Source organism: Flavobacterium sp. KMS (assembly GCF_000813005.1).
In the GTDB taxonomy this organism is placed as follows: Bacteria; Bacteroidota; Bacteroidia; order Flavobacteriales; family Flavobacteriaceae; genus Flavobacterium.
Window position 1 is genome coordinate 1 of sequence record NZ_JSYP01000049.1, and the last position, 3,856, is coordinate 3,856.

A 3,856-nucleotide genomic window follows, 5' to 3' on the forward strand; every position below is an offset into this window, starting at 1 on the left:
TAAATAGTCTACTCACTACTGTTCCGTCATCAACTTTAAATGTGGTTGTTGCTAAGTTAGCACTAGGAGGAGTCTTTGGAGGAATTAGTAGTAAAGACGGAAACTTTTCTACAATTATAGGTTACGAAGATTTATTTTTTGCAGCCGGTGGATTAAGAGGTGGAATTAATAACTCAAATACGCCTCCAGGTGAAAGTCCAGGAGGGTCACTTGAAGCTTCAGAAGGAACTATTACTAAGATTGCTGGAGGAAATGGAGGCAAAGGTACATCAGCCTTGTTAGGATTATTACTTAGCTCCGGAGCAGGTGGTCAAGGTGCAAATTCAGGTGGTGCCGGAGGTGCTCCTCTTTCAAGTCTACTTTTGGGTAATGAAAATGGGAAAGATGGTACGGTTCCTGGTGGCGGTGGAAGTGGTGCTATAAATTCACCAGGATCTGCTATCCAATATGGTGGAAGTGGTGCAGCAGGACGAGTGATTATCTCTTATAATTGCCCCGCTTATAATATAACTGGCGTAAGTGCTGGACTCTGCAGTAATAATTATAAAATGTTTGTAACGCTAACCTCTAATCCAGCATCATTGCCAGTTGGTAATTATGTAGTAACTTACAACAGGACTTTACCATCTGCTACAGGATTAACGGCTAATCTAACAGTCATTACTGCAGGTAGAGGTACCTTTTATTCTGATAATTTCCTGAATCAAATAAATGCTAGCACTATAACAATTACTAAGCTCACTTCTGCATCTTGTTCTGCTAATATAACCACTAATAACAGAGCTGTAATTACAGGAATAATTCCTGAAACACTAAGTGGTGGGACAATTAGTGGCGCAAGTTCAGTTTGTCAAGGAGACACAACTGTATTAACCTTATCAGGTAACGCAGGCACAGTTGTTAAATGGCAAATTTTTAACGGATTTACCTGGGAAGATGTACCTAATCCAAGTACTTCAAATACTTATACAACATTCCCAATGTTATCAAGTCATAGATTCAGAGCCATTGTGGGTGACTGTAATCTTGTTTCTGAGTCAAAGACGGTGGAATTAAATTCAGAGCCTCTTTACATTTCTTACGATCTTTCAGAAAATCCAAATGAGTATCCACGTACAACTTTCGTTGGAGCTTTATTACCCACACCACAATATATATCAATCACTTATAACACCCTCGAAGGGGAACCTACTGCATATTCTGTTGAATGGGATTCTGATGCAATACCAAATCAAGACATTACTCCTTATACATTTACATATTGGAGTTGCCCTCAATTTTGCCACAAAAAGCTAAGACGGTCAATTTCGACATTTACTAGTTTTTATTACTCTCTTTTTCTTATCGGCAAAAACCATTGATTTTATTCAAAATTTACCATATATTTGCCGATAACAGAACTTCATAAACATGAAATATCTTTCAGTAGTAGAATTTGCAAAAAAGCTGGAACTGTCCGAGAGGACGGTTCGTAATTATTGTGCTTTAGGTAAATTAAAAGGAGTTTTCCTAACAGGTAAAACCTGGAGTATTCCTGAAGATGCAGTAATGCCTCGAAAAGGAAATAAAAAAGTAAGTAAGAATATTTTACTGAACAGCTTAAAAGAGCAAAAGGATATGAAATTAAAGGGTGGTATCTACCACCGAACGCAGATTGATTTAACCTATAATTCAAATAAAATTGAAGGAAGCAGACTTACACACGATCAAACAAGATATATTTTTGAAACCAATACAATTGGTGCTTCTAAAGAAAGTGTAAACGTAGATGACATTATTGAAACCTCTAATCATTTTCGCTCTATAGATTTTATTATTGAAAAAGCAAATACTAAGCTCAACGAAACCATTATTAAAGAACTTCATTTTTTATTAAAATCTGGTACTTCTGATAGTGGAAAAGACTGGTTTAATGTTGGCGAATACAAAAAAATGCCAAATGAAGTTGGAGGTAATGAGACTTGTCCTCCTAATCAAGTTGCTCAAAAAATAAAAGAACTTCTCGCTACTTATCATACCATTAAAAATAAAACTATCGAAGACATCATTGATTTTCACTATAAATTCGAAATCATACATCCTTTTCAAGATGGGAATGGTCGTGTTGGACGATTAATTATTTTTAAGGAATGTCTTGCAAACAATATTGTGCCATTTATCATTGATGAACAGCTAAAGCTTTTTTATTACAGAGGATTACAGGAATGGAATCACATAAGAGAATATTTGATGGATACCTGTCTAAGTGCTCAGGATAATTACAAATCTATTCTCAATTATTTCCAGATCGAATACAAGTAATACATATAAAATCAAAATTTTTCGATTTATCGGAAAAAATTAGTTAATTTTTATTTTCACAAAACGAATTATACATCTCATTTTAAATAAGTTAAGGCATGAAAATTAACTTAAAAATCAGTAAAAAAATGGCATTCTGAGTTTCATGGCAAAATCGTGGCACAGTAGTTTACGAAAATTGACAAATGCAGGAAATACGCGGTTTTCAATCTTAAGGTTCGAATCCTGCATCGTCCGCTAAAAACTCCATTTTTAATTAAGACCATTTTTACTCAATTGTGTATGCAGTATGGATACAATTGAAAACATAAGAAACATGACTGTATGAATAACTATTGACCTACCAAGTTCACTTTGGAATTCTTTTCAGAACATATTCCAATTCCGATATATGGGCTTTTCACTAAGGTAATTTGGTAAGTAAAATCAAATCTTTCAAATTACGTCCGCAGTGCAGACGCAAACTGAGTTAAATGATTTAATGTTTTTAGACCCTCATTATACTGAAAATTATTGAGTTCCAGTAAACACGGTCTTGCGCATTACTGGCTCCGTCAGAAATTTCATCTTTACTTTTGTTTAAATATCTGCACAAAAAAAACCCTAGAAATGGGCTTAAAATTTATTTTCAAAAAAAAAATACAATGTATTAGGTTTTATTCTGACTATTTTACCATCCTTCATTACTACTAAATCGCTGTTTGTTTCTTTTTAAATTCAATTAGCTTTTCGCAAACTTTATCCATTCATTCTAGAACTTTCTTCTGAGTCGATGTTGTTTTGTGATTTTCCATTTGTAGTTATTCTTTTAGTTTATTGAACTTAATTCTATTTAGAATTTCAATCGTATTACCAAATGTTTTTTGTGCTATTAATTCTGCCTTTGCATTAGTGTTATCAAATATCATTGCCTCATTAACTATTGGCAAATATATCTTAAATAAATTTATTAATCCATTTGTATATCGACGTCTGATAACATCATTTTCAATATTATGACCACCTTCCTGGACCCTGGTTTTTACTCTTTCAATAGCCAGATTAACATCTTGAAGCCAAAAAAACAAAAGTATAACCTTATATCCTTTTTCCTGGGTTCTGTCGCATCTGTCAGAAACAAATATAAGAATTTAAGTAATTTAAAAGTTAGCCTGCCAATTTACAGAATGATTTAAACATAGTTATCCCTGGACTAACCATCTGATTCTTTCTCAGCATATGCACAACTTCAATTCCACTCAAGGTTTGTTTGGCCGATTCAAAACTTTTAAAGCCTAATGCGTTTTGTATGCGCCATTTGATAAAACGATGATCCTGTTCTACAATATTGTTGAGATATTTACACTGTCAGATTTTAATCTTTGAGAACGAACGTTTGTTATATACTTTGGTCGCTGGAGTATTAGAACTGCTTTTATCAATGTTTATTACTCTTGGTCTGCAGTTGTTACTAATTGCTTTAATTAGAAAAGACTGAGTGCGCATTCTCTGTCTTTTTCTGGTCAAAAGAAAGTCTACTGTATTGCCTAATTTATCTACTGCTCTATATAAATAA

Annotated in this window: 1 protein-coding gene and 2 pseudogenes; 2 read left to right on the top strand and 1 reads right to left on the bottom strand. The window is 33.7% G+C overall.

All coding sequences use genetic code 11. From position 1 onward, the window contains the following. Positions 1–1,361: pseudogene (locus OA93_RS25250) on the top strand (hypothetical protein); the annotation flags it as partial. 49 nt (positions 1,362–1,410) lie between these two features. Continuing rightward, positions 1,411–2,301 carry a DNA-binding protein gene (locus tag OA93_RS25540; protein WP_039116793.1) on the top strand — a complete coding sequence of 297 codons (891 nt, stop codon included), beginning with the start codon at positions 1,411–1,413 and terminating at the stop codon, positions 2,299–2,301. Positions 2,302–3,447: 1,146 nt separating this feature from the next. On the opposite strand, the pseudogene OA93_RS25490 reads toward OA93_RS25540, so the two are convergent. Beyond that, positions 3,448–3,807, bottom strand: a pseudogene (locus OA93_RS25490) (DDE-type integrase/transposase/recombinase). Positions 3,808–3,856 lie beyond the last annotated feature (49 nt).

What these genes read in the sequence shown, in the direction of transcription:
- OA93_RS25540 (WP_039116793.1), top strand. Translation starts at nt 1,411, where the DNA reads ATGAAATATCTTTCAGTAGTAGAATTTGCAAAAAAGCTGGAACTGTCC.